This window comes from Desulfopila aestuarii DSM 18488 (assembly GCF_900143695.1).
Taxonomy (GTDB): Bacteria; Desulfobacterota; Desulfobulbia; order Desulfobulbales; family Desulfocapsaceae; genus Desulfopila; species Desulfopila aestuarii.
The window spans coordinates 1-22,676 of the sequence record NZ_FRFE01000034.1 but is presented as its reverse complement, the minus strand read 5'-3'; the positions used below and the strand labels follow the sequence as shown (position 1 = coordinate 22,676).

Sequence of the window (22,676 nt, the reverse complement as noted above, 5' to 3'; positions counted from 1 at the left end):
ATGTGAGGACAAGTACTATGACAGAAGAATTGAAGGCCAAGGTACTGCTGGTGGATGATGAGGTCGATTTCCTGGAGACACTGGCGGAACGTCTGGAGGCCCGAGGGTTGAAGGTCAGTACCGCCACCAGCGGTGAGGAGGCGGTGGCCGCTGCCGATAAGGAGGGATATGACCTTATCGTCCTCGATCTGTCGATGCCCGGCATCGACGGGCTGGAGACCCTGAAGCGAATCAAGACCAGGCAGCCGGAGGCCGAGATCATCATACTCACCGGCCAGGGTTCGATCAGGACCGGTATCGAAGCGATGAAACTTGGGGCGGAGGACTTCCTGCAGAAACCGGTCAACATTTCCGAACTCTTGGAAAAGATCAGCGAGGCCAAGGATAAGCGAATGCTGGTTCTGGAGTCTAAGAGCGTCAAGGAGATCGAGAAGATCCTTCATACCAAAGGCTGGTAAAAAATCTATACCTTCGGACGGTTTCATTGATAGCTGAATGTAACAAGTATAGAGGCCAATGTGGCTCATTACGAGAAGGAGAAGACTTGTGAGTATTGAAAATCAGACTGTAGGCGACATCATGCTCCCCCTTTCCGCCTTTCCCTGTCTGAAGGAGAGCGGCACGGTGCAGGAGGCAATTCATCAGTTGCGATCATTCTGCCCGATCGGCAGCCGCGGTCCTTGTGGATTCAATGAACTGATGGTGGTGGATGACAATGGCGGCTTGATCGGCCGGGTTACCCAGCAGGGGATACTGAAGGTCCTTTTTTCCACGTTGTTTGATACCGATGATATCAAAAGTTTCGAAGGCAGGACTGCAGAGTACAGTGACCTGACAACCTTGTTGAACGGGGTGATGATCAGAGAGGGCGTCAATCATCTCAACTCTCCTCTGACCAAGGTCATCGAGAAGGGAATCCGGCTCTTGCCCGCCGGCGCAGACCTTATTCATGCCATGTCAGTCATGGTCATCTGCAGGGAGACGATGTTGCCGGTCGAGAAGGATGGCAAACTGGTGGGTGTGATCAAGCTCTCAGAGGTCTTCGGGGCCCTTGGGGATAAACTTATTTCGATGAACAGCAAATAGAGGGAAGAAACATGTCATCAACCTATGTCGCCACTGCGGAGGTCAAGGCCCCGTTTGACTGGAAAAGAGTCTTCTTTCTGTTTCTGGGCGTCGCCCTGTTCAGCATTATTTATTTCGCTCCGCCCTGGCCGGACGCCATTGATCCGATGGGCAAACACTTTACACTTTCTGTTCAGGGTAAGGGCGCCCTCGCGCTCTTTGCCCTTGCTGCCACCTGGTGGATCTTCGAAGTTCTACCAATCGGCGTCACTGGTATCGCTATCGGCGTCATTCAGGCGCTGTTCCTTATCAGAAAGCCTGAGGTGGCCTTCAAAGATTTCATGGATCCCTCAGTCCTCTTTATTTTCGGTTCGATCGTCATCGGTCTCGTTTTTACCAAGAGCGGTCTCACCAAGCGGATGGCCTATAAGATGCTTTCCATTGTCGGTGAGCGGACCAGCATGATCTACCTGGGTTGTTTCGTCATGACTGTGGCTCTGACCCATCTGATGGCCCATACTGCGGTAGCGGCCACCATGTTCCCTTTATTGATGGCGATCAACGCATTGTATTCCGACAGCGACCAGCCAACCAAGTTCGGTAAGGGCCTCTTTATCGGTATGGCGTATGTCGCCGGCGCAGGTAGTATCATCACCCTGCTCGGTTCAGCACGTGCGGCAGTCGCTATCGCATTCTTTAAGGAAATGACCGGCAAGGAAATCAGTTTTTTTGAATTGACCTTATATCTTCTTCCCCTGGGCTGGATAATGATGATGCTGATATGGGGTATGATGATGATCTTCTGCAAACCGGAAAAGGCAATCATTCCCGGATTGAAGGAACGGGCCAAGCGAATGTATACCGAACTGGGCGGCTGGAGTAGAAACGAGATTATGACTCTTGTAATCGTTCTCTCAGTCATTATCCTAATTGCTGCAAAAAACTGGGTTCCCGCCCTGAAAACCATTGATAAGACGGCAATTCTGTTGTCTTCAACACTATTATTCTTCATCTTGAATATCCTGAAGATTGAGGATCTTGAAGATATTCCCTGGAATATCATCCTGCTCTTTGGCGGCGCGATGTCCATTGGTTTCTGTCTTTGGCAGACCCATGCCGCCGAATGGCTGGCGGTCAACTGGCTGGCGCTTTTCAAAGAAGCCTCAGGCGTGGTCTTTATTCTCGGTATAGCCTTCTTTGTCATGGTCATGACCAATTTCATCATGAACGTTGCCGCGATTGCCATCTCCTTGCCGGTAGCCTTGGTTATTGCTCCCTATCTCGGTGTAGCTGGCGAGGTTATTTTCTTTGCCTCACTGGCGACTGCCGGTATGCCGTTCTTCCTACTGATCGGGGCTGCGCCGAATGCCATCGCCTATGGCTCGAAGCAATTCACCGCCGGTGAGTTCTTCCGTTACGGCATCATGGCTAGCGTCGTACTGATGTTTGTTGTCTGGGTGATGGTAACAGTTGTCTGGCCCCTCATGGGGCTGCCGATCATGTTGGCAAAATAAACAGCTTTTCGGCAATACAGCAGTGACTGGAAATTTTTCCAGTCACTACTGCTCTCGCCTTTGTTCTCTATAAAGCAGACCTTGAGTTTTCAAGGTTTATTTAAGTCATATGAGGGAGCGATTGAGTAAAAAGAGGCAAATGAAGGTACTGGTCGTGGATAATGAGAAGGGGTTTGCCTCTGTGCTGACGAACCACCTGAGGCGGCGAAAGATAGAAGCCGACAGTGCCTGCTCCGCTGCTCAGGCTTTGGAGTATGTCCGGAAATTTCAGCCAGATGTCCTGGTCCTTGATCTGCAGATGCCGGATATCAGTGGTCTTGATGTCTTTCGTCAGATCAAAGTCCTTGATTCAACAATCGAAGTAATCCTGGTAACCGGAAATGGTTCTTTTGACATGGTTATCGCCTGCATGCAGCTGGGGGCCTTCGATTACCTTATGAAACCAATTGACCTTAATCACTTTCTGGACACCATTACCGGCGCCTTTGAAAATCGAATGCGGGCGTTGAAAGAAAGGAGCCATACTTTTAGGTAGTATTTGTTTGCTAAAAGTATGGAATAGTATCCTGAGCAAGGAAATAATCATGACAGGATGAACTCTGAATAAGCAAAAAAATGCAAATGTAGTATTGTCTGCATGTGGATCTTTTCGGGAGTCAATTGCAGGTCTCTTGCCATGATGACGAGTATGGCCGGCCTGATTGTCTCTTCGGAGCCGAGCAATTTCGACCCTCGAAGCACGTTCCTTTCTCTGTGAAAAACTCCTTTAGTGGCCACCCGGCCGATTTTTCCCAAAACACACCCCATTTTCCAGGCTTCTTTTGCCTCAAGGAGCAATACGATGATCTCTCAATTTCTCGCTAAAATACTTCCGCCCGCGGAAAACCGATTCTACACATTTTTTGAGGAAGCAGCACAGGTATGTGAACTGTCTGCCCAGTTGTTTTACCAGATAGTTCATTCAGATCCTAAGGAGCGTGACACCTGCCTGATACACACCGGATCCTATAAAAAAAGAGCGGTAGAAGCCCTTGAAGGAAGCTTGACCCTTCTTAACTCGTCGTTCATCACGCCCATTGATAGGGAAGATATCCAGCTTATCTCTACTTCTCTTTACAAATGTACCAAGTCAATCCTAAAAGCCTGCAGTAACCTACGCAGCTACAATATCGATTCCTATAACGACATTGTGAAAAATCAAGCAGAGATCCTGATCAGATCAACGGAAGAGTTGCTTAACATCATAAATACCTTTAGAAAAGCTTCCTCACTGGAAGAGGTCACCCAGATTAGTCGCCGGATCAAGGAGATTGAAAACAGAGGCGATGAGATTCTCGCCAGTGCCACCGAAGAATTGTTTTCGGGAAAATATGATGCGATTTATGTTCTGAAATTACGAGATATTTACAAAGGAATCGAAAATGCCGTCGATCGATGCTCAATAATCTCCGACCTTATCATGAGTGTTGTCCTGAAACACAATTGACAGCAGGCGATGCACTTTCGGCTGCAACCTGAATCAAGATTTGATGATAGAGCAACAACCAGCTTAATAAGGAAGATATTACATGGTCATTACACTGGTCTTTGTAATTTTCACCGCACTTGTTTTCGAATATATAAACGGTTTCCATGATTCTGCCAACGCGATCGCCACTGTAGTTTCCACAAAGGTACTGACAGCAAGAGCGGCAATACTGTATGCAGGTGTATTGAACATGGCTGGAGCGTTTTTCGGTACCCATGTAGCTAGCACAATAGGCAAAGGTATTGTTGAAACCGCCAGTGTAACCCAGGGGGTGATTCTTTGCGCCTTACTGGCAGCGATCACCTGGAATCTTATCACCTGGTACTACGGCATCCCATCCAGTTCGTCCCATGCCCTTATTGGCGGCTTAATTGGCGCAGGAATATCAAAATCCGGCCTGGAGGTCGTTCAAATTCAGGGCGTTTGTCAGAAGGTGTTGATCCCGATGATAACCTCACCGATCCTTGGATTTGGCATCGGGTTTTGTTTCATGGTAGCAATTCTCTGGCTGTTCTCAAAAGCCAATCCAAGTGCGGTCAACCGTCATTTTAAAAAACTGCAGCTTGTTTCGTCAGGAATTATGGCCTTGAGTCACGGCACCAATGACGCTCAGAAAACCATGGGGATTATCACTCTGGCACTGGTCAGTTTCAATGTCTTACCCTCTTTCGAGGTACCTTTATGGGTTATCCTTTTATGCGCTCTGACCATGGGCTTTGGAACCATGGCCGGCGGCTGGCGGATCATCCGCACAATGGGCAGTAAAATGATCAAACTGAAACCGGTACACGGATTCGCCGCAGAAACCACAGCGGCAATTGTCATTCTCGGGGCTTCTCATTTTGGCATTCCTGTCAGCACCACGCATATCATCTCCACCTCGATCATGGGTGTCGGCAGCACGAAAGGGGTACATGCCGTGAAATGGGGAATTGTCGGTAATATCGTCATGGCGTGGGTCTTTACCATCCCTATATGTATGCTCCTCGCCATTGTCATTTATCGTATCCTTCCCCTCTAAAACGTATTCAAGTGAGAGCATATATACAAAGCAATGATACAAGATTTGATGTTGATGCTGGTCGACGGCATAGGTTCATTGGGATATCTGGGCATTTTCATTCTTATGGCTATGGAAAGCTCCTTAGTTCCTATTCCAAGCGAATTGGTTATGTCGCCAGCAGGATACCTTGCACAGCAGGGGCTCATGAATCCGTGGATCGCAATTTTATCCGGTACAACCGGGAGTCTTGCAGGCGCATATGCCAACTATTGCGTTGCTCGCTACCTGGGGCGACCGGTGCTATTCAAGTATGGAAAATATTTTTTCATCTCCCCAGATAAGCTGCATCGGATTGAACGGTTCTTTCTCCGCCATGGTGAAATTTCCACATTTATCGGCAGGCTGTTGCCAGTTGTCAGGCATCTGATATCAATCCCTGCTGGTCTTTCAGGAATGCAGCTTCTTCGTTTTTCATTGTATACCCTGTTGGGCTCATTTATCTGGTGCTCTGTTCTAACCTGGATAGGATTTACGATAGGTCGCAATCAAAATTTAATCATGCTGTATTCAAAACAAGCCATTATTTGGGCGTCCTTCGGTAGTTGTTTGTTGTTGATTGCATACACTTTTTTTCGTCACCGCACAGTAAAGACCGCAAAAAAAGAATGATACTTTCCATGGCGGTTTTCAACCAATGCAGGCTTCTTAAAGCTCATTGTATAATATGATTTCGGGGTCTTTATGGAATGGTTGCTGGATATAAATGTCTGGAGTTCCCTTGTAACGCTGACGGTATTGGAGATAGTTCTGGGTATTGATAATATCGTCTTTATTACACTCCTGGTGGGCAAGCTTCCGGAAAATAAAAGAGGCATAGCTCGGCAGTTTGGTTTAATGGCAGCCATGGTTACCCGCATTCTGCTCCTTTTGTCAATTGCCTGGCTTGCCCGGTTGGAAACACCACTTTTTACAATTCTTGATAATCAGGTCTCAGCACGTGATATGGTCTTGTTGGCCGGAGGTCTTTTTCTTATTTATAAAGCAGTCGTTGAGATACATGGCAGCCTTGAGGGTGGGGATACGAGAGAGGCACCTCAACATTTTGCCTCTCTGCTACCCGTAATAATCGCCCAAATTGCAGTGATTGATATTGTTTTCTCTTTAGATTCGGTCATTACCGCAGTGGGTTTGGCTGACCATGTGCCGGTCATGGTGGCGGCTATCGTTATTGCAATCGGCGTGATGATGTTGGCGGCTGCACCTATAGGCAAATTTGTCGAACAACATCCAACAATCAAGATGCTTGCTCTTGCATTTCTTGTTCTTGTTGGGATAGCCTTGGTCGCAGAGGGTACAGGTCATGAAATGCCAAAGGGATATTTATATTTTGCCATGGCCTTTTCCTTCGCAGTTGAAATGCTCAATCTCCGTTTGCGTAAAAAGCTACCGCCTGTGCAACTTCATCAGATCTATGATGAGATCTCTAAAGATACAGAGAGGAATATAGATGGTGAGAATGCTGTTTAGGCTGACGTTACCAGACCATTTGCCTGAGACGGATCTGGTGCAGACATCCCAATAAAAGGTTACATGCAGGAGCCTTCAAATGAAGAGCCTTTATACATTCGCTGCTGACACCTACGATAAACGGCCTGATATTACAGGTATAGTCTCCGCTTTTATTGTTGTTTTTATTGACTTCATCACTGGCCGACAAATTGACTTTCCGATTCTTTATGGACTTCCTATCGCTCTCGCGGCATGGAAATTACGAAAAAACATGGCATACACGATGTCTGTTCTTCTACCACTTATACGACTTGCGTTCCTTTACCACTGGAGTGAAATTCAACCATTCGTTGTTGCATTTACCAATACATGCATAATCATGTTTTCCTTACTGTTATATGCCTATCTGATTCAGAGAACTGCATGGCAAACGCAAAAATTACAGAAAAAAGTTAAAAGCTTAGAAGGTTTTCTGCCAATTTGTGCTTCATGTAAGAAAATACGAAATGAAAAAGGCGAATATGAACAAATAGAAAAATATGTCAGTGAACACTCAGACGCTTTGTTTTCTCATGGTATATGCCCAGAATGCGCACAAAGACTGTATCCGGAATTTACACGCAAACCTTGAACATTGTGATGCAGGTATCCTGTGATTCTCACTACCAAATTGGTTCTCTCCTGAGTATTGTCTACAATTGGCACTTTTGGATGGTGAATTACAGGTGAAAAGCACTCCAAGTATTACCCTGGCGGATGTGGCTCGGGTAGGCCGAGTGAGTGTTCTGACATCCCAATTGCGTAAACCCTTACTGGGCATGGATTTGCCGCTGAGTCCGGGAAGTCATGGCAATTTTATCTTTTGACACAACACTGAACTCCGGTTTTCGAGCTTCGATTGGCTAACAGCCCAGAATCAAAAATGGATAGTAGCACCTTTAATCAATGAGGATTCCCAGCAGATTGAAATGCTTTGGTAAGCTACAGTCTGTTGTCACTCAATTTTACATAATTTCAATAAAATGCCGAGTTCTACCCTGTCAGGAATAAATTCAACATCTAGCGTTGCTACATTTTTTAACCTTTCTAACACATTATTAATGTATGTCTCCCTTATTGGGTTAACTTCCAGTAGTGACGACCCACCTCAGCCAACATCATTCAGCAAAGCAATGAAATCCACGTTCTAAAAGCTGCTATGGCTATGAGTATGGCCAGAAGTCGTCTCAGGTGAATTATGGATACTTTGCAACTTACCAGCCCTCCCATAGCGGCAGCTGGCATAACAGTCAAGATGATTGGGATGGTCAACAGCCACTCAATTTGCCCTGTTAGCGACTTGCCTATAAATCCTGCAATCGAAGACAACAGAACAATAGCGAGGTTAGTGCCGATAGCTATTCTGGTGGGGATTTGCACATATGACGTCATTAGGGGAATCAAAATAAAAGATCCGCCTTGACCAACAAGTCCTCCGAGAAGGCCAACGCCAGATGCGGTGGTTAGTGCTCGGAAACGGCTGAATTCTAGAACGCTGACATTTGGCATCTCAATATCATGAGCAACTGGGAGCAACATGCAGATGGAAGCAGTAAACGCAAGACAGGCAAAGATAAAAAGAAGAAAAGTGTTAGAAACAAACTTTGAGCCAGCCCCGCCAATAACGGCAAATAAAAAGATGGCGCTGCCCATCCACATAGAAAGCTGATTGGATACGAAGCGCATTCTTTTGTGAACGAAAGCTCCGGACAGGCAGCTTGCCAACCCCTGAACAATGGTAAGCCCTGCTACACATTGCATGGTCAAAGGTTTCAGGCCGACAAGAGGAGGGACATAGAGCAAGAGCGGAGCCATGATGATTCCCCCCCCTATACCGAGCAGACCTGATAAAAATCCTGTAACCAGTCCGAGGACGCCAATTACAAGGTACAGTTCCATTGTCGTTATTGAACTGTTATACCGACAGATTCATCGGTTACCTCGCCAATTTTTGCAGCATACTTAACACCTGCGCTATAGAGAGCTTGTATTAGGTCATCCGCTTGGGAATTGGGCAGGGCAAGCAACAGGCCACCAGAGGTTTGCGGGTCATACAGCAGTTGCTCACTTGCATTGTCGAGGTTAAGACACATTTCAAGGTGATGCTTATCTACCATTGCCTTGTTGGGTTTGTTGCTACCCGTTGTTTCACCCTTCCTATACATTTCAAGGGCATGAGGGTAGAACGGTATTTTGCTGTAATCGATGATGATCCTTGAATCACACCCGTGCGCCATTTCCAGCAGATGGCCGAGTATGCCAAAGCCCGTAACATCTGTACAGGCATGCAGACTATATTTCAAACCGGCATCCATTGCAGTACCGTTCAATGCAGCAATGATTGGCAGGATCTCCCTTTCCAGCTCAGCGTAAGGCAATTTTCCTGAACGGACGGCATTGAATAATACGCCAGACCCGACTGGCTTTGTAAGAATTAATGCATCGCCAGGTCGTGCACCTGCATTGGTGATGATGCGGTCTGGATGAACAACACCGTTCACACAAAGACCATATTTGGGCTCTTCATCATCAACGGTATGACCGCCAACAAGGCAGGCTCCGGCTTCAACTGTTTTGTCGTGCCCGCCTCTTAGAATTTCGCGAAGTACCCCCATGTCGAGATGCTTCGACGGAAACATAACGACATTAAGCGCCGTCAGTGGTTTTCCGCCCATGGAATACACATCCGATATTGAGTTTGCCGCTGATATCTGCCCAAACCAATATGGATCATCAACAGGCGGTGTAATGAAATCGACAGTGTTGATCATGGCGATTTCATCGGAGAGACGATAGACGGCAGCATCATCAGATGTTTCTATGCCGACCAGAAGATTTATATCAGAAGGTGTTTTGAGGCCAGCAAGCGCGTCCGACAGATCCGTCGGACCTATTTTGGCAGCTCAACCGCAGGTGCGGGCTAATCCAGTGAGGGTTTTCTTTTTGAAAAACTCCATGGAGCTCTCCTTATAGAAAAAAGCTATGAGTTGAAAGTAATCAATAGTCTCGCCATATGATAGAGTGGTTTTCAATGATGTCAAGAACGAAGGTGGTACTGCTGATGGGAGGGGTTAATACGCCATCTCCACATCTTTATTTTTGAGCCTTCCGTTTAGAAAACACAGGGCAAAGTGGTGCTTAAGGAAACCCTCCAGTTTGTTCTCTGTGCCTATCCAAGGGTCACGATGCAATAAAGTGCAATCGCCCACTGAAAATATACTTTGCTATGTCGCGTAATATGCTCATTTTTATTGATATGATAGTGACAACCATTTAGGGTGGCCTTGTACAGACGTTCGTCGCTGATCAACCCTCATAACGGAGAATTTTATGACACTCACAAAAGCTGATATCGTACGAGAAGTCTACATGCGCCATGATGACATAACCAAGGCTCAGGCTAGCAACGCCGTGGAGTCCTTCCTGAACCTTGCTAAGGCTGTCTTGATCAGTGGTGACGATCTGCTGCTGAGTGGTTTTGGGAAATTTAATGTAAGAAACAAAAAAGAGAGAAAAGGGCGCAACCCTCAGACCGGAAGCGAGCTCATGCTGAGTTCAAGAAGGGTTGTCACTTTCAGCCCATCCGGAATTTTGCGTGCTAAAGTAAATGAACAATGAGACAATTCTGCCAGGTAATAGTACCTCACCCGTAGAGGTTCAAGCATTGAGGTCAGATGGAATAAATGCCATGGCAGTGTTTCAAAACGCCTTTTCAGGCAATGCAGAATGGTAACGGCATGTGCAAGGTGTTAATTGTCGAAAATAATCCGTCTATTATTAAGCTCCTAGCCCATTTTTTTCAGGCTGAAGGATGTGATATTCGTCTAGCGGAAAATGGCTTATTGGCTTTGACTATGCTGGAGTCGTTTATTCCTGACATTCTTGTCACGGATATTATCATGCCGAAGATCAGCGGCGATGTGCTGTGTAGAGTTGTTCGTAATACTCCAAAATTCAAAGATGTTTTTGTCGTCATCTATTCCGCAATCGTATATGAAGATGAAAATCATATTTTTGATCTGGAAGCTGATCTCTATATTGCGAAAGGACCAAAAGATACGTTAAAAAATCATATCTGCCGCATTCTTGAACAGTTTCGGAGTGGAAAGCGACGAGAGCATGTTGTTCATGGAACGGAAGGTCTTCATCCAAGAAATGTTACCATTGAACTACTGCGATCTCGACGGCACTATCATGCGATGATGGACAATCTCGCTGATGCAGTTATCGAGATGAACAGTGCAGGGCAGATAATCCAGGCAAACAGAGCAGCACAAGAGATATTGGCCCTTGACTTGACAGCTATCCTTTCAAGCCAGTTGACAGAATATCTTGCTGGGCAAGATTTCAATCTCGTCGAACAATGGATTGCTCAGATTCCCTATGAAGCATTGCCTCCTTTTTGCTCAAGTTATGATAAACCCATGCTCGTTGGTAAGCGCCAGGTAATTCTCAAGCTTATGCGTATTGCCGATAATGAAGAATTTTTCATTATTGCCATTTTGCAAGACATTACTCCGCATAAGGTAATCGAGGAAAAACTCATAGAGAAAGTACAGGAATTCAACGCGGTAATGGAATCCATTGGATATGGGGTTCTGTTCATGGGCCCTGACCTCAGAGCTCGTCTTGCTAACCGTGCATTTCGGGATATGTGGGGCATAACAGATGATTTTTTTGCTGGACAACCCACATTCCGTGATCTGATTAATTTCAACCGCTACAATGGCGTATACGATATCCTCGAAGAGGATTTTGACAAGTATATTGATGAGCGTGAGGCAGCTGTCAGAAGCGGTGGAAGTGTTTCAGAGGAAATCAATCGAAAGGAGGGCTTGGTATTCCAGTACCAATGCGTTGCTTTGCCTGACGGTGGAAGGATGCTGACATATTTCGATATAACAAAGCATAAAAACACCCAGACTCAACTGGCGAAATCCCTGGAAGAAGTGAAGGCGCTGGCTAATAGCGACCCCCTGACAGGTCTGTACAATCTCCGCATGCTGCAGGAACGTTTTATAAGCACATTAGCAATTTCCAAACGAAAGGATTGGAAAGCTGCGATCATGTTTATTGACCTTGATGGATTCAAGGAAGTGAACGACATTCATGGGCACCTTATAGGTGATATGGTTCTCAAGATGGTCGCTCAGCGGTTATTGAACATTGTCAGAACAGCCGATACTGTTTGCCGTATAGGTGGCGATGAATTTCTGGTAATTCAGACCGAGGTCTATAACGATGCAGATGCAGCTCATGTTGCCAATAAAATCATTCAGCAACTCAACGATCCATTTGTACTGGATGGGGCTACAATAACGATCGGGGCCAGTATCGGTATCTCAATGTACCCTGCGCATGGCAGCAACCTTCAGGTGCTGATCAAGAACGCAGATGATGCCATGTATGCTGCCAAAGCTATGGGCAAGCAAAACTACACATTTTTCCGATCTGAGCTAAGCGAAGACCTTTCCTGACTATTATCTCAAAGAAAAACCACCTCCATCCTGACAAAGCCAGCACGATGAGAGGGATCTTAGGTCTGCTACTGGTCACAACCGTTTGACTCTCAACTTTCAGCCAGTTTCAGACAGGCCTAGACCCAGGTTTTCAAGTTGAGGCCTCCTTTCATAGCTTCAGATGGATCCTTCCCATATCTTTTCGGTAACAGAGCACGATAGAATTCTGAGAAGTTATGTTGCTGTGTAACTCTTTAATGAAGAAATGACGTGTCGAACGAGGTTAGCCTCACAAGTTGATGCTTCTCTCATAGCGGCTGCCTTCTTCATGCCTCCGAAGTCTGACTCTTTAATATTCTATGCCTCGGAGGTAGCCTCGTTATGTACCAGTTTTGAAAATGGGCTCCGCACACAAGTCGATTTTCAAAACTGGTACATAATGGAGGGGACACTGACAACCTGACTTCATTCCAGTTGATTGATAACTGTTCTGGCTATTACCAGGTCCACCTCGCTTGAAAATTTGCTGTGATGTTAAGCGAGAAATCTTTTCTATTAGCCTATTCTGCACAATAAATCAGAGTAAGATCATCAATACATGGGCTATGTTTACCATCTCATTGATAGAGGTATCACGGTACAGTGCCCTTGTCGCTTTTCAATATCTCACCGACTTTCCTGCTTAAATCTGCTGCCGAAAAGGGTTTTTGCATGAAACGCATTCCCTCTTCCAACACACCCTTTCCGGCAATGACGGTGGAGGTATAACCTGACATAAATAAGCACTTGATGTTTGGATCCATGGCAAGAAGCACATTTGCCAGATCTCGCCCATTCATTTCCGGCATAATGACATCTGTTATGAGAAGGTTAATTGTCTTGTCAGTTTCCTTGGCAAACTGAATTGCTTCTCCCGGGCTATTGGCAGTGAAAACGGTATAACCAAGATTCGTCAGTATTCTCGACGTGAGTCTAAGGATAGAGGCTTCATCTTCCACTACGAGTATGGTCTCCCCCCGACCATGTAAAATCACAGCATCCTTTTTCTTTTCTGCGGAAGTGATTGGTTCTGCATGCCGAGGTAGATAGACCCTAAATGTCGTTCCATGATCCAGTTCACTGTAGACGTTGATGAATCCGTTGTTCTGTTTAACAATGCCGTAAACCGTGGCCAGTCCAAGACCAGTGCCCTTGCCTGTTTCTTTGGTTGTAAAAAAAGGCTCGAAGATCATGGCGATGGTGGCAGGGTCCATGCCAATCCCGTTGTCACTTACGGTCAGCAACACAAACTCCCCAGGGATAAATCCAGGATGTCCCGAACAGTAACTCTCATCGATGGTAGTCTTCCCTGTTTCAATAGTAATACTTCCCACCCCCTTGATGGCATCCCGGGCGTTGACACAGAGATTCGCCAGGATCTGATCCAGTTGTGAAGGGTCCATATAAATTTGCCATATGGGGGAGGGATGCCATATCAGCTCAAGGTCTTCGCCGATAAGCCGCCTCAGCATTTTGAGCATTCCTTCGAGGCTCTCGTTCAGATCAAGGACTTTGGGCTCTATAGTCTGTTTGCGGGCAAAGGCCAGAAGTTGCCTGGTGATACTGGCTGAACGAGAACCGGCATCGATAATTTCCTGAGCATACTCATGCAGGGGATCATCACCCTTTGTTTTTTCAAGAATTATATTTCCATAACCGAGGATGATGCTCAGCATGTTATTGAAATCATGAGCTACGCCACCAGCCAAATGGCCTACCGATTCCATTTTCTGTGCTTGATTCAATTGCGTCTGCAACATCTCTTTTTCGACCTCAATCTTTTTACGCTCGGTAATGTCCTGATTTACGCCATAGGTCTTGACTGTCCTCCCTTGATCATCCTTGAGGATGAAAAACCGAACGCTGATGAAACCCACAGCTCCATCTGCGTAAAGCATCCGATGTTCTACACTTCGACTGAAGTCGGGATCTTTTGCTTCTATCGCTTGACGAATCTCTTCGCCAACAAGAGCCATGTCGTCAGGATGAACAAAGAGGCGGGCGTATTCAGCAGACGGCATTGTATATCCGCCCACCTGGCCCACTGTGGTTCGATAGATTTTGTAAAAATGATCGTTGAAGGTGAAAAGGTCATTGACAATATCATATTCCCAGTGGCCGAGATGGGCCATTTCCATAGCGTTGGACAATTGGGCTTGCAGTCTATTCTTTTCGTTTTCTGATTGTACTTTATTGGAGATGTCCATAATCGTTCCAATAAAACGAACTTGTTTACCGGAATCGTCACAAACAACCTCCCCCTTGGCATTGCAATGTTTCATCTGCCCATCTGCAGCATTGAGCCTGATATCCAAATCCAGCGATTCGCCGGTTTGAAAAGCATGATCGAATGAATTGACGTAATTTTCAAAATCATCTGGATGAATAAATTTGCCGTTTGCTTCAAAACTTGGAACGAAATTCTCTGGCTTCACGCCAAAAATATGGTAAGTCTCATCCGACCACCAGACGTGATCGGTTTGCAAGTCCCACTCCCAACTTCCGACTCCGGCAACATGTTGGGCGGCATTCAATTTTTCAAGAAGCCCTGTTTTAATTCGTTCTGTTTCTTTCAGGGATTCTTCTGCCAGTTTGCGTTCTGTGATGTCAATGCAAATTCCAGCCATGCGGACTGGCTTTTTGGTTTGGTCGGATGTTGTTTTGCCCAGGGCTTTAATCCACCGCACCTGTTTGTCTGGAAAAAGGATTCGATATTCATTATCAAGAATTCTATCCTCTTCGATCGCCCTTTCCATTCGCCGGTAAGCATCAACTTTATCGTCGGGATGCAGCACCTGATCCCACAGACTAAAGGTGGGTTCATTTTTGTCAGGATCCAGCCCAAATAACCTGAAGAGCTCTGGAGACCAGGCGAGTCGCCCCGTGCTCATGTCCCAATCCCAGACTCCTATGCCAGCAGACTGTTGTGCGAGTTTGAACCGTTGTTCACTCTTCTCAAGAGCTTTCCTGCTCGTAGTTAAGGATTGAGCCATTTCGAAAAAAGCATTGGCGAGCATACCCAGTTCGCCATCGTTAACTGAAGCGTCTTTACTCGCTTCAAGATCTCCTTTGGCAAATTTTTGCGTCAAAATAACAAGACGTTGAATCGGTGAAATTAATGTCTTGTTGCCAATCACCCAGGAAATATAAAGCGATATCAAAGTTACCAGGAAAAGAAGCAGCAAATTCCTGGACAAGGCGGCATTGGCTGGCGCGACAATATGGCTTTTAGGAATACCCGCCCACACATACAAATATGGGGCATCTCCAGATAAAAGATGTATTTTAACATACGCAAACATTCGTTCTTGACCATCTGAACCAGTACCAAAGAAGAGTCCTTCCTCTCCCCCATGCGTAGCAATGTCCCAGGACTTTGCTTGAATCATCTGTCCAATAGGATTGGTATTTACTTGAGTTGGATAATAAAATATCCGGATACCTTTATAGTCGGTTATGGATATGAAAGACTTCTCAGGGAGTCGTGAAACGTCATAAAACTTGGAAAAACTCTCCAGCTTGAGGGTTGCGGTTAAAACACCCTTCGGCCGACCATTTTTATCGGGGACCGGATAGGCAAAACCAAACGACGGATTTGCGTTCCCGACCCTGGTTACAATATATTCCCCGGCTGCAAATTCATCGTTCTCTATAGCTTCTTTGAAATGTTTACGATCGGCAAGATTTGCGCCCGTAAAAGGTTTGCCAGAAGCAATAACTTCCCCCTTGAGGTCAACTAAAACGAAATTGTTGAAGTCAGAATTCTTCTTCAACACACTGCTGAGAAGAGCAGTGCATGCATTGGGGTCCATGGCTTGAATTGTAGGTGCCTGGGACAAAGTGATGAGCACTTGCTGGGTAGACTGGGTAACCGTCCTCTGAGCTTGAGCAATGCTGTGGGTCAATAACACAACATTTGATTGTGCTATTTCAATAAGATGTCGCCTCTGCTCTATGCCGGAATAAAAAAAAATGGCAAGGCAAGGCAACACTGTAATGAGTATGAGCAGGGCTAGTTTATTTCTTATAAAATTTATATTGAAAAATTTCATACCCATTGCGCTCCAGATAGGAACCTTGGTGATGCTTCAACTAGTGTTTGGAAGAACGCATAGCAGATTTTATGTAAGCTTGCATATTGAATAGATAAAAACGTTTTTCATCAACAGCCGTTGCCATGTAAAAATGATCATATATGACTAATGCATATCATTTTTTCAGCCGGTAAGGAAATGCTTTCGTCGGCTAGGTATTCGAAATGTTCGTTTGGTCAAATTGCTTTTTTTCAGCTACTTATCATTGGAACGGGATTTGCTGAGATTATTTCGGATTATCTTGAGACAGTTTTTTCACATTCTATTGACATGAGATACATCCTGGCAAAACTATACAAATAGCCAGCAAGTCCAGTTAAACTTTAATAAAATTGTTCATAAATGGAGTAACTGCAGATCATAGATCGCCAAAGATAAGGACATGCACGAGCGGCAGAAGGTCATGCGTGTCAATCTCATTGACCAGTTATTCGATCATGAGTTCATGTACCATCTCTCACCTGAGACTGCATTATTGCAGTTAGGATTACGAAACCGACTGATTTTTTTCAGGACAGTAGACATCTCTCATCGGCCAAGACATCCCCATAGGGAGATGCTTTATTCTGGCAGTATTAACCTACTCTTTTATGACAGATAAGTAAGCAATATCGTGCATCTGGATCTCCTGAAGAAGGCGCATTATTTTCAGGACGGCTGTTAGGTTAAAACTCTTGGCAGCTGAATTTTATCCTATCAGGACAAATCCTCTCCAAACTGCAGCGTCAATCGGTATGCACTACCAGCGTTCACCTTACAGCACCCTGCTATTAGCAAAGAAAGAGAGCCCCCTCATAGAACGCCATAACGAAATAACGGTCAGTTACTCCAGATGCGAGAACGCAAATCTTAGCTCAGCTCAAAGCTGCTAGCCCCTTATCTTCTTTTGGAGAGAAAGTGATTTCTATTCATTATTCCCCAGTAAAGTGATAAAATAATTTCATAACCAAGCAGACTATTGCATGGGCTTCGTGGTCAGGACAGGCTGGGATGCCCTCTCTTTTGGCTCATTCCATTTTTCCTCCTCCCGCACAGCCTCCCAGTTTGTCGACCTGGACTTTATGCACGCTTTTCCCCCATTTTATCAATAGACTACCGGTGATATTCTAAAGTCTACCCCGAGGTCTTTTATGAATTTCATCTCCCGCTATCCAGTACGATTTGTGGTCCCGCTACTGCTTCTACTTCTTACATTTTCTGGAATTATAGTCAGTTACATATTTTCTATTGATATTTTTACAGGTTTGATCGAGAAACAGGCGATACACTTTGTCACCGAGGTTATGGGGCGGAATCAGAACCGACTGAATGCTGCCTTGCGAAACAAGGATATAAAGCGGCTTCAGATGAATATTGATCTTCTGACTCAAAATGATCCCGGCAATGGGGCAGCCGTGGTTTTGGACGAAAAACTGAAGATTATCAGCGCATCGAATTCAGCATGGTTTGGACAGGCTTTGGAAGAGGCTGGAATATCTGATGAAGGGAAAGCATTGCTGGAAGGCTTTTTCAGGAAGAGGGATCAGTTGTCGACTGTCGTTGTTAGCCAAGATCTGCAAACCATTCTCGCTGTATTCCCCTTGATAATTGACGAGGCCTCGGACAAGAGGGGACTGCTCTACTATGAGTATGACCTGCGTGGCCTCAAACAGGCCGGCAAACAAACCTTGAGTTGGAATATTATCATAACATTCGCAATACTTATATCAATAGCATCACTGAGCTGGCTCTATCTTCATTTTGTCATTTTCAAGCGTATGCTGCTGATTGTCAAAACTATGGAACAATTTGGCCAGGGAGATAATACTGCCCGTTCCGCGCTTGCCGGGAATGATGAGCTGGCCACTGTCTCCGCTTCGCTGGACGAAATGCTGATGCAACGGGTAGCCGAGGAAAAACTGATTCGAGAGAATGAGAGGATGTTGAAGTTGCTGACCGATGGGCTACCTGTGCTCATTGCCTATGTGGACAAGGATGGGTGTTATCGTCTGGTCAACAAAGAGTTTGAAAACTGGTTTTATCTGCAACCAGAACAAATTGTCGGCAAGAAGATTCATGAATTGCTCGGTGAAAAGGGATATAGCGAGATCGCCGATTATGTCAGTCAAGCCCTGCTTGGTAAGGTGGTGGAGTATGAAGCGTCTATTCCTATAAACAAAGACGGCATGCGCCAGTTTCACGCTACCCTTCTACCCCATTTTGATAACGGCTGTGGGGTGCAGGGCTGTTTTCTACTGGCCCAGGACATCACGCAACAGAGATTGGATCAGGATCAGATCAAAGAAGCAAAAGCGCTTTGGGAGCGCACTTTTGACTCCATACTCGAAGAAATCATCACGGTGCATGACAAGAATTTCCGAATCGTCCAAGCCAATCGTGCCGCTGCTACCTTTTTTAAGTCCACAAAGGAAGATCTCATTGGCCGCCATTGCTATGAGCTCTTTGGCGATGACAATACTCCCTGCTTAGGGTGCCAGGTACAAGCGGTCCTTTTGGATGGTAAGACCCGTACTACCGAACTCTATAATGCGCGATTGCAGAAAGACTTTTTGATTACCATTTCGCCTATTCTTAATGAGCAAGGAGAATTCACCGGCATCGTCCATTCTGCCAAGGACATCACTGTTTTCAAGCAGTTAGAGGATCAACTTCGCCAGGCCCAAAAGATGGAGGCCATCGGAACCCTGGCCAGTGGTATCGCTCATGATTTCAACAATATCCTATCTCCTATTATTGGCTATAGTGAATTAGTGGCCGATCGACTACCTAAGAACAGCGAGGAATTGGAGATGGTGCTGAGTATCCACACCGCGGGCATTCGAGCAACGGAACTGGTCAGGCAGATTCTCACCTTCAGTCGCCAGTCTGATCAGAAGCGACAACCGTTGCAGATCCACCTGATTATTAAGGAGGCCCTCAAGCTGCTACGTTCCTCCATCCCAACTACCATTACCATTCATCAGCAAGTGCCTGATTGTGGGCTGGTCATGGCCGATCCGACTCAGGTCCACCAGATAATTATGAACCTCTGTACCAATGCCTATCATGCAATGCGCGAGACTGGTGGCAAGTTGAACGTCAGCCTGGAAGTTGTTGAACTGACGCCACAGGATTACCTCGACAGCCTGGAATTACAGCCTGGTCCGCATGTAAAACTACGTGTATATGACACCGGCTGTGGCATGTCGAAAGATCTAATGCAACGGATCTTTGAACCTTACTTTACAACCAAGAAGCAAGGCGAGGGAACAGGGCTGGGGCTGTCTGTGGTGCATGGCATTATCAAGAATCTTCGCGGTCATATCACTGTATATAGCGAACAAGGCAAGGGGACAGAGTTTCATGTCTATCTACCTCAGGTACAGAGCAGCAATCAGATAATAGACACGGAAAATGCTGGAGACATCCCGCAAGGGAGTGGTACCATTCTGGTCGTGGATGATGAACCAGTTCTTGGTGAGATGCTGAAGAAGATGCTGAAAAATATGGGCTATGAAGTTTTGCTCTGTTCAAGCAGTACTGAGGCACTGGAGGTTTTCAGACAGCAGAGGACGCGCGTTGCCATAGTACTCACTGACATGAACATGCCAGTGATGAATGGGGCGGAGTTGGCCCGGCAAATCAAGCAACTTAGTCCGACCATGCCGGTGGTGCTCTGCACTGGGTTCAGTGAGATTATTGACGAAGAAAAGGCCAGACGGATTGGAATTGATGGCTACATGACAAAACCTGTCATTCAACGCCAGCTTGCCCAGACCCTTCGCGATGTTTTGGAAAGAAAGGGTGGCAGCGATCCTGCTGTGTGAGTGGAGGGAAGAGCTTGAGTTGCATGCAGCTCAAGCCTAATCGGGTATCCGTTTGATTTTCTTCCTGACAAGTTAGAGTTTTCTTTTTCAATGGAATTGCCCGAAAAGGGAGTAACTGCAGATTAAAGATTACCCAAAGAGAACCTCTCAAGAGTGCAAAAGCACTCCAATCTGAGGTTCAAACTGTATATACGTAATAAGAAACCGGTCTAAGGCTGTGGTACAGTGAGGTCGTCAAGATCCTATTTGGCGGGGCCAAGGGTTAGCGCATTGACCATGTTGGTTAGATGGCGTTTGTTGATGATCAATGGATACTGTCGGGATGCAGCATACGAGAAATGACTAAATGCTGGCGACTAGAGCTCCGTGATGGTCGGATGTAACCGAAATATAAGTTGAATAAGTTCAACAAAATGGTACATATTACATATACTGAAGGTGTTGGGAGAAGTTGACGGTATCTTTGACGGTATTTTATTTGTGTTGATTGCAAATGGTAGGATAGGAGACGGGCAGTTCAGGCCAGTTGAGTGGTCGCCGTCTCCACCACTTAAATAGCCGAAATTATTCACATTGAGCGTGATTGGTTTCGGCTATTTTTGTTCCCGCTTTGTTCCCGGTTTTTCAAATATTAGAGGTACTTTGTTAATCCCTTGAAAGGAACGAAATTTTCAGGCCATTTTGTAGTTAATCGACATAGGAGCTTATATTGCTTTGGTGCTTTCATGTTGACTTTCTCAACCGTAACTTCAATGTTCCTTGGACCGTTAATTCTGATTAGCTCTTTAAAGTCATGTGTGAAAAATCGCGGCGTATAACCTACCAATTCTGGTGGATCTTCCGTCCTTAATGCCAAAGCATCTGGGTCGAAAAGGTTTTGGATGTCTTCCATGATCATTAATTTGTCTTTCTTTTTCAATGAATTTAGTCGTTCGACGTAGCTGTTGGCTAAATGGCTGATTCCGTGACTGAAAAAAAGGACACTATACTTTCCGAGATTGTTTTTTGGCACAAGGAAAAATTGGAAATTATCTGTCGCTCTAATTCCTCCAGATCTTGCTAATTCATCTAGTGGAGATGCTGATCCCTTTGATAGATATAACCAGTCGTAATAGTCATCGTGTTCTGGTCGAGATTTTTGAAGGAGTCTATTTTCAAACACAGGAAAAATAGTCTTAGATTCATACGTCATTCTTGTTTCTTCCATCCCGTAGAATGGTTCGAGTTCTCCAAATTCAATAGCTCTCATTGCAACTTCAGTGTATTCAAAATAGTATTTACTATTTCTGTACGAGAGCTTGCCAACCGGTGTCCATTTTCCAGTGATCTCGTTTTTCCATGCTACTACTAAGTCTTGCATCATACTAATACCTTACGAGTTTCGAGTAGGCGTTTTTTATTTTCTTCTAACAACTTCAATGCGAATGCAATAGATTGATCACTTATAAGTTCAGGAGGTATACGATTAAATATTTCCTCGATTGAAATGTTACTTAATGACTCAAGTTTCTCTAGCCAGTGAATTGCTGTATTCGGTAATGACTTCGCAAAAAAAAGAAATGCATCGAGAGTTTTTACTCTAGCTCCTGTCGCATTGTAAAACGGTGTTTTGGCCTTATTTGCAAAAGCTTGCACCGTGAAGCGCATGTCTCGGCTGGACAATCTTCCTTCAATTTCATCCTTTGAAGTGCGACATCCAAGTCCAGATGCATGGTCATAAGTCGGTGCGAGGTGGTAATGATTTGATTTGTAGTCTATGATATAGCCCCAATTTTGATGATGCCTATCAGAATTTGCGATCCAGCAATCAAACATCAAATATACTAAAAACATATCACCGATTTTTGAAGTATAGGGTTCAGGTTGATAGTTGATAGGTAATTCGATAGCTTTTCCGTGCTCTTCAAATAATTTAAAAACATTATTGATTTTATATTCTGGTATTCTTAATACGTTGGTTTCGGTTGGATATGTATTATCAACAAAAGCTAAAAGTTCATTGCCATGGATCAGTGTTCCCCCATCAGGGACGAAAGTTCCTGATGCCACACCTGATTTCCCATTCCATCTTGCAAAAGAGTAACTGGCGCAAGGAATGCTTAATAGTTTTGCTAGTTCAGAAGTAGCTTTTTCGGCCCAATTCTCTCCGGTGCCAGGCCTCCCTATTTTGAATAAAGTTTTCTGGTTTAAATGGCGATCCTGGTACCAAAATTTTTCCTTAGTGCCAAGTTGTTCAAGATTTTCGTAATCTGAAATTTCGTATATTTTATAATACATATAATATCACTGCTGTCTCGCAAATACATGTGTAATACCAAATAAATAAAGGCTCGGAGAGCTTCTTGTGTTATAATGAAATTGCGAAATGTCATTCAAATACAAGGAGATCCGAGCCATGGCGCATTGTAACACAATCCTCAGTCAACTTGCCGCATTTTTCCCGAGACATGATTTTGAAAAACTGGCAACTCAGTACCATCAAGGCCAAAAGTTTCGCTCCTTCAATCGCTGGAGTCAGTTCATGGCCATGATGATTGCACAATTGACCGGAAGAAAGAGTCTGCGTGACCTGGTAGGCAATATAGCTGTACAAGGAAAACGGATCTATCATCTGGGCATG

Annotated in this window: 18 protein-coding genes; 13 read left to right on the top strand and 5 right to left on the bottom strand. The window is 45.2% G+C overall.

Annotation, left to right across the window (positions count from 1 at the left end; genetic code table 11):
* The first annotated feature begins 17 nt into the window (after nucleotides 1-17).
* From BUF15_RS22155 to BUF15_RS22110, 9 genes are all read left to right on the top strand, one after another.
* On the top strand, nucleotides 18-458 hold the full coding sequence (locus BUF15_RS22155) for a response regulator (protein WP_073615902.1): 441 nt from the start codon (nucleotides 18-20) through the stop codon (nucleotides 456-458).
* A gap of 88 nt (nucleotides 459-546) precedes the next feature.
* Nucleotides 547-1,086 carry a CBS domain-containing protein gene (locus BUF15_RS22150; RefSeq protein WP_073615901.1) on the top strand — a complete coding sequence of 180 codons (540 nt, stop codon included), beginning with the start codon at nucleotides 547-549 and terminating at the stop codon, nucleotides 1,084-1,086.
* Between the two features lie 11 nt (nucleotides 1,087-1,097).
* On the top strand, nucleotides 1,098-2,579 hold the full coding sequence (locus BUF15_RS22145; RefSeq protein WP_073615900.1) for an SLC13 family permease: 1,482 nt from the start codon (nucleotides 1,098-1,100) through the stop codon (nucleotides 2,577-2,579).
* A gap of 139 nt (nucleotides 2,580-2,718) precedes the next feature.
* Nucleotides 2,719-3,114, top strand: coding sequence for a response regulator (locus BUF15_RS22140; RefSeq protein ID WP_159441354.1), 396 nt, complete (start codon nucleotides 2,719-2,721; stop codon nucleotides 3,112-3,114).
* A gap of 306 nt (nucleotides 3,115-3,420) precedes the next feature.
* Nucleotides 3,421-4,065 carry a DUF47 domain-containing protein gene (locus tag BUF15_RS22130; RefSeq protein WP_073615897.1) on the top strand — a complete coding sequence of 215 codons (645 nt, stop codon included), beginning with the start codon at nucleotides 3,421-3,423 and terminating at the stop codon, nucleotides 4,063-4,065.
* 82 nt (nucleotides 4,066-4,147) lie between these two features.
* Complete coding sequence (locus BUF15_RS22125; protein WP_073615896.1) at nucleotides 4,148-5,128, top strand: inorganic phosphate transporter; 981 nt, start codon at nucleotides 4,148-4,150, stop codon at nucleotides 5,126-5,128.
* A gap of 33 nt (nucleotides 5,129-5,161) precedes the next feature.
* Complete coding sequence (locus BUF15_RS22120) at nucleotides 5,162-5,779, top strand: DedA family protein (protein WP_073615895.1); 618 nt, start codon at nucleotides 5,162-5,164, stop codon at nucleotides 5,777-5,779.
* 72 nt (nucleotides 5,780-5,851) lie between these two features.
* Nucleotides 5,852-6,637 carry a TerC family protein gene (locus BUF15_RS22115; protein ID WP_073615894.1) on the top strand — a complete coding sequence of 262 codons (786 nt, stop codon included), beginning with the start codon at nucleotides 5,852-5,854 and terminating at the stop codon, nucleotides 6,635-6,637.
* Between the two features lie 79 nt (nucleotides 6,638-6,716).
* Nucleotides 6,717-7,250: a hypothetical protein gene (locus BUF15_RS22110; RefSeq protein ID WP_073615893.1), complete on the top strand. Its 534-nt coding sequence runs from the start codon at nucleotides 6,717-6,719 to the stop codon at nucleotides 7,248-7,250.
* Between the two features lie 530 nt (nucleotides 7,251-7,780).
* Here BUF15_RS22110 and BUF15_RS22105 read toward each other — a convergent pair.
* Both BUF15_RS22105 and selD read right to left on the bottom strand, forming a co-directional pair.
* The gene (locus BUF15_RS22105; RefSeq protein ID WP_073615892.1) at nucleotides 7,781-8,557 is read right to left on the bottom strand and encodes a sulfite exporter TauE/SafE family protein; all 777 of its coding nucleotides are present in this window, start codon (nucleotides 8,555-8,557) and stop codon (nucleotides 7,781-7,783) included.
* Between the two features lie 5 nt (nucleotides 8,558-8,562).
* Nucleotides 8,563-9,615 carry a selenide, water dikinase SelD gene (gene selD / locus BUF15_RS22100; protein WP_084554369.1) on the bottom strand — a complete coding sequence of 351 codons (1,053 nt, stop codon included), beginning with the start codon at nucleotides 9,613-9,615 and terminating at the stop codon, nucleotides 8,563-8,565.
* A gap of 373 nt (nucleotides 9,616-9,988) precedes the next feature.
* Between selD and BUF15_RS22095 the strand changes: the two genes are divergently transcribed.
* Nucleotides 9,989-10,276 carry an integration host factor subunit alpha gene (locus BUF15_RS22095; protein ID WP_073615891.1) on the top strand — a complete coding sequence of 96 codons (288 nt, stop codon included), beginning with the start codon at nucleotides 9,989-9,991 and terminating at the stop codon, nucleotides 10,274-10,276.
* A gap of 65 nt (nucleotides 10,277-10,341) precedes the next feature.
* Nucleotides 10,342-12,135, top strand: coding sequence for a diguanylate cyclase domain-containing protein (locus tag BUF15_RS22090; protein ID WP_073615890.1), 1,794 nt, complete (start codon nucleotides 10,342-10,344; stop codon nucleotides 12,133-12,135).
* Between the two features lie 614 nt (nucleotides 12,136-12,749).
* Here the strand turns inward: BUF15_RS22090 and BUF15_RS22085 are convergent.
* Nucleotides 12,750-16,208 carry a PAS domain-containing protein gene (locus BUF15_RS22085; RefSeq protein WP_159441353.1) on the bottom strand — a complete coding sequence of 1,153 codons (3,459 nt, stop codon included), beginning with the start codon at nucleotides 16,206-16,208 and terminating at the stop codon, nucleotides 12,750-12,752.
* A 1,172-nt stretch (nucleotides 16,209-17,380) separates the two neighbouring features.
* Here BUF15_RS22085 and BUF15_RS22075 point away from each other — a divergent pair.
* Entirely contained in the window at nucleotides 17,381-20,056 is a 2,676-nt protein-coding gene (locus tag BUF15_RS22075; RefSeq protein WP_073615887.1) for a hybrid sensor histidine kinase/response regulator, read from the top strand.
* A 631-nt stretch (nucleotides 20,057-20,687) separates the two neighbouring features.
* On the opposite strand, the gene BUF15_RS22070 is transcribed toward BUF15_RS22075, so the two are convergent.
* Nucleotides 20,688-21,419 (bottom strand): hypothetical protein, encoded by a 732-nt coding sequence (locus BUF15_RS22070; RefSeq protein WP_084554367.1) that lies wholly within the window; start codon nucleotides 21,417-21,419, stop codon nucleotides 20,688-20,690.
* Nucleotides 21,416-22,333 (bottom strand): HipA domain-containing protein, encoded by a 918-nt coding sequence (locus BUF15_RS22065; RefSeq protein WP_073615886.1) that lies wholly within the window; start codon nucleotides 22,331-22,333, stop codon nucleotides 21,416-21,418. Before BUF15_RS22065 ends, BUF15_RS22070 begins: the two co-directional genes overlap by 4 nt.
* Before the next feature lie 118 nt (nucleotides 22,334-22,451).
* On the opposite strand from BUF15_RS22065, the gene BUF15_RS22060 reads away from it, so the two are divergent.
* Nucleotides 22,452-22,676, top strand: a 225-nt coding sequence (locus BUF15_RS22060; protein WP_159441352.1) for a DUF4372 domain-containing protein, incomplete at its 3' end; no start/stop codon positions are given.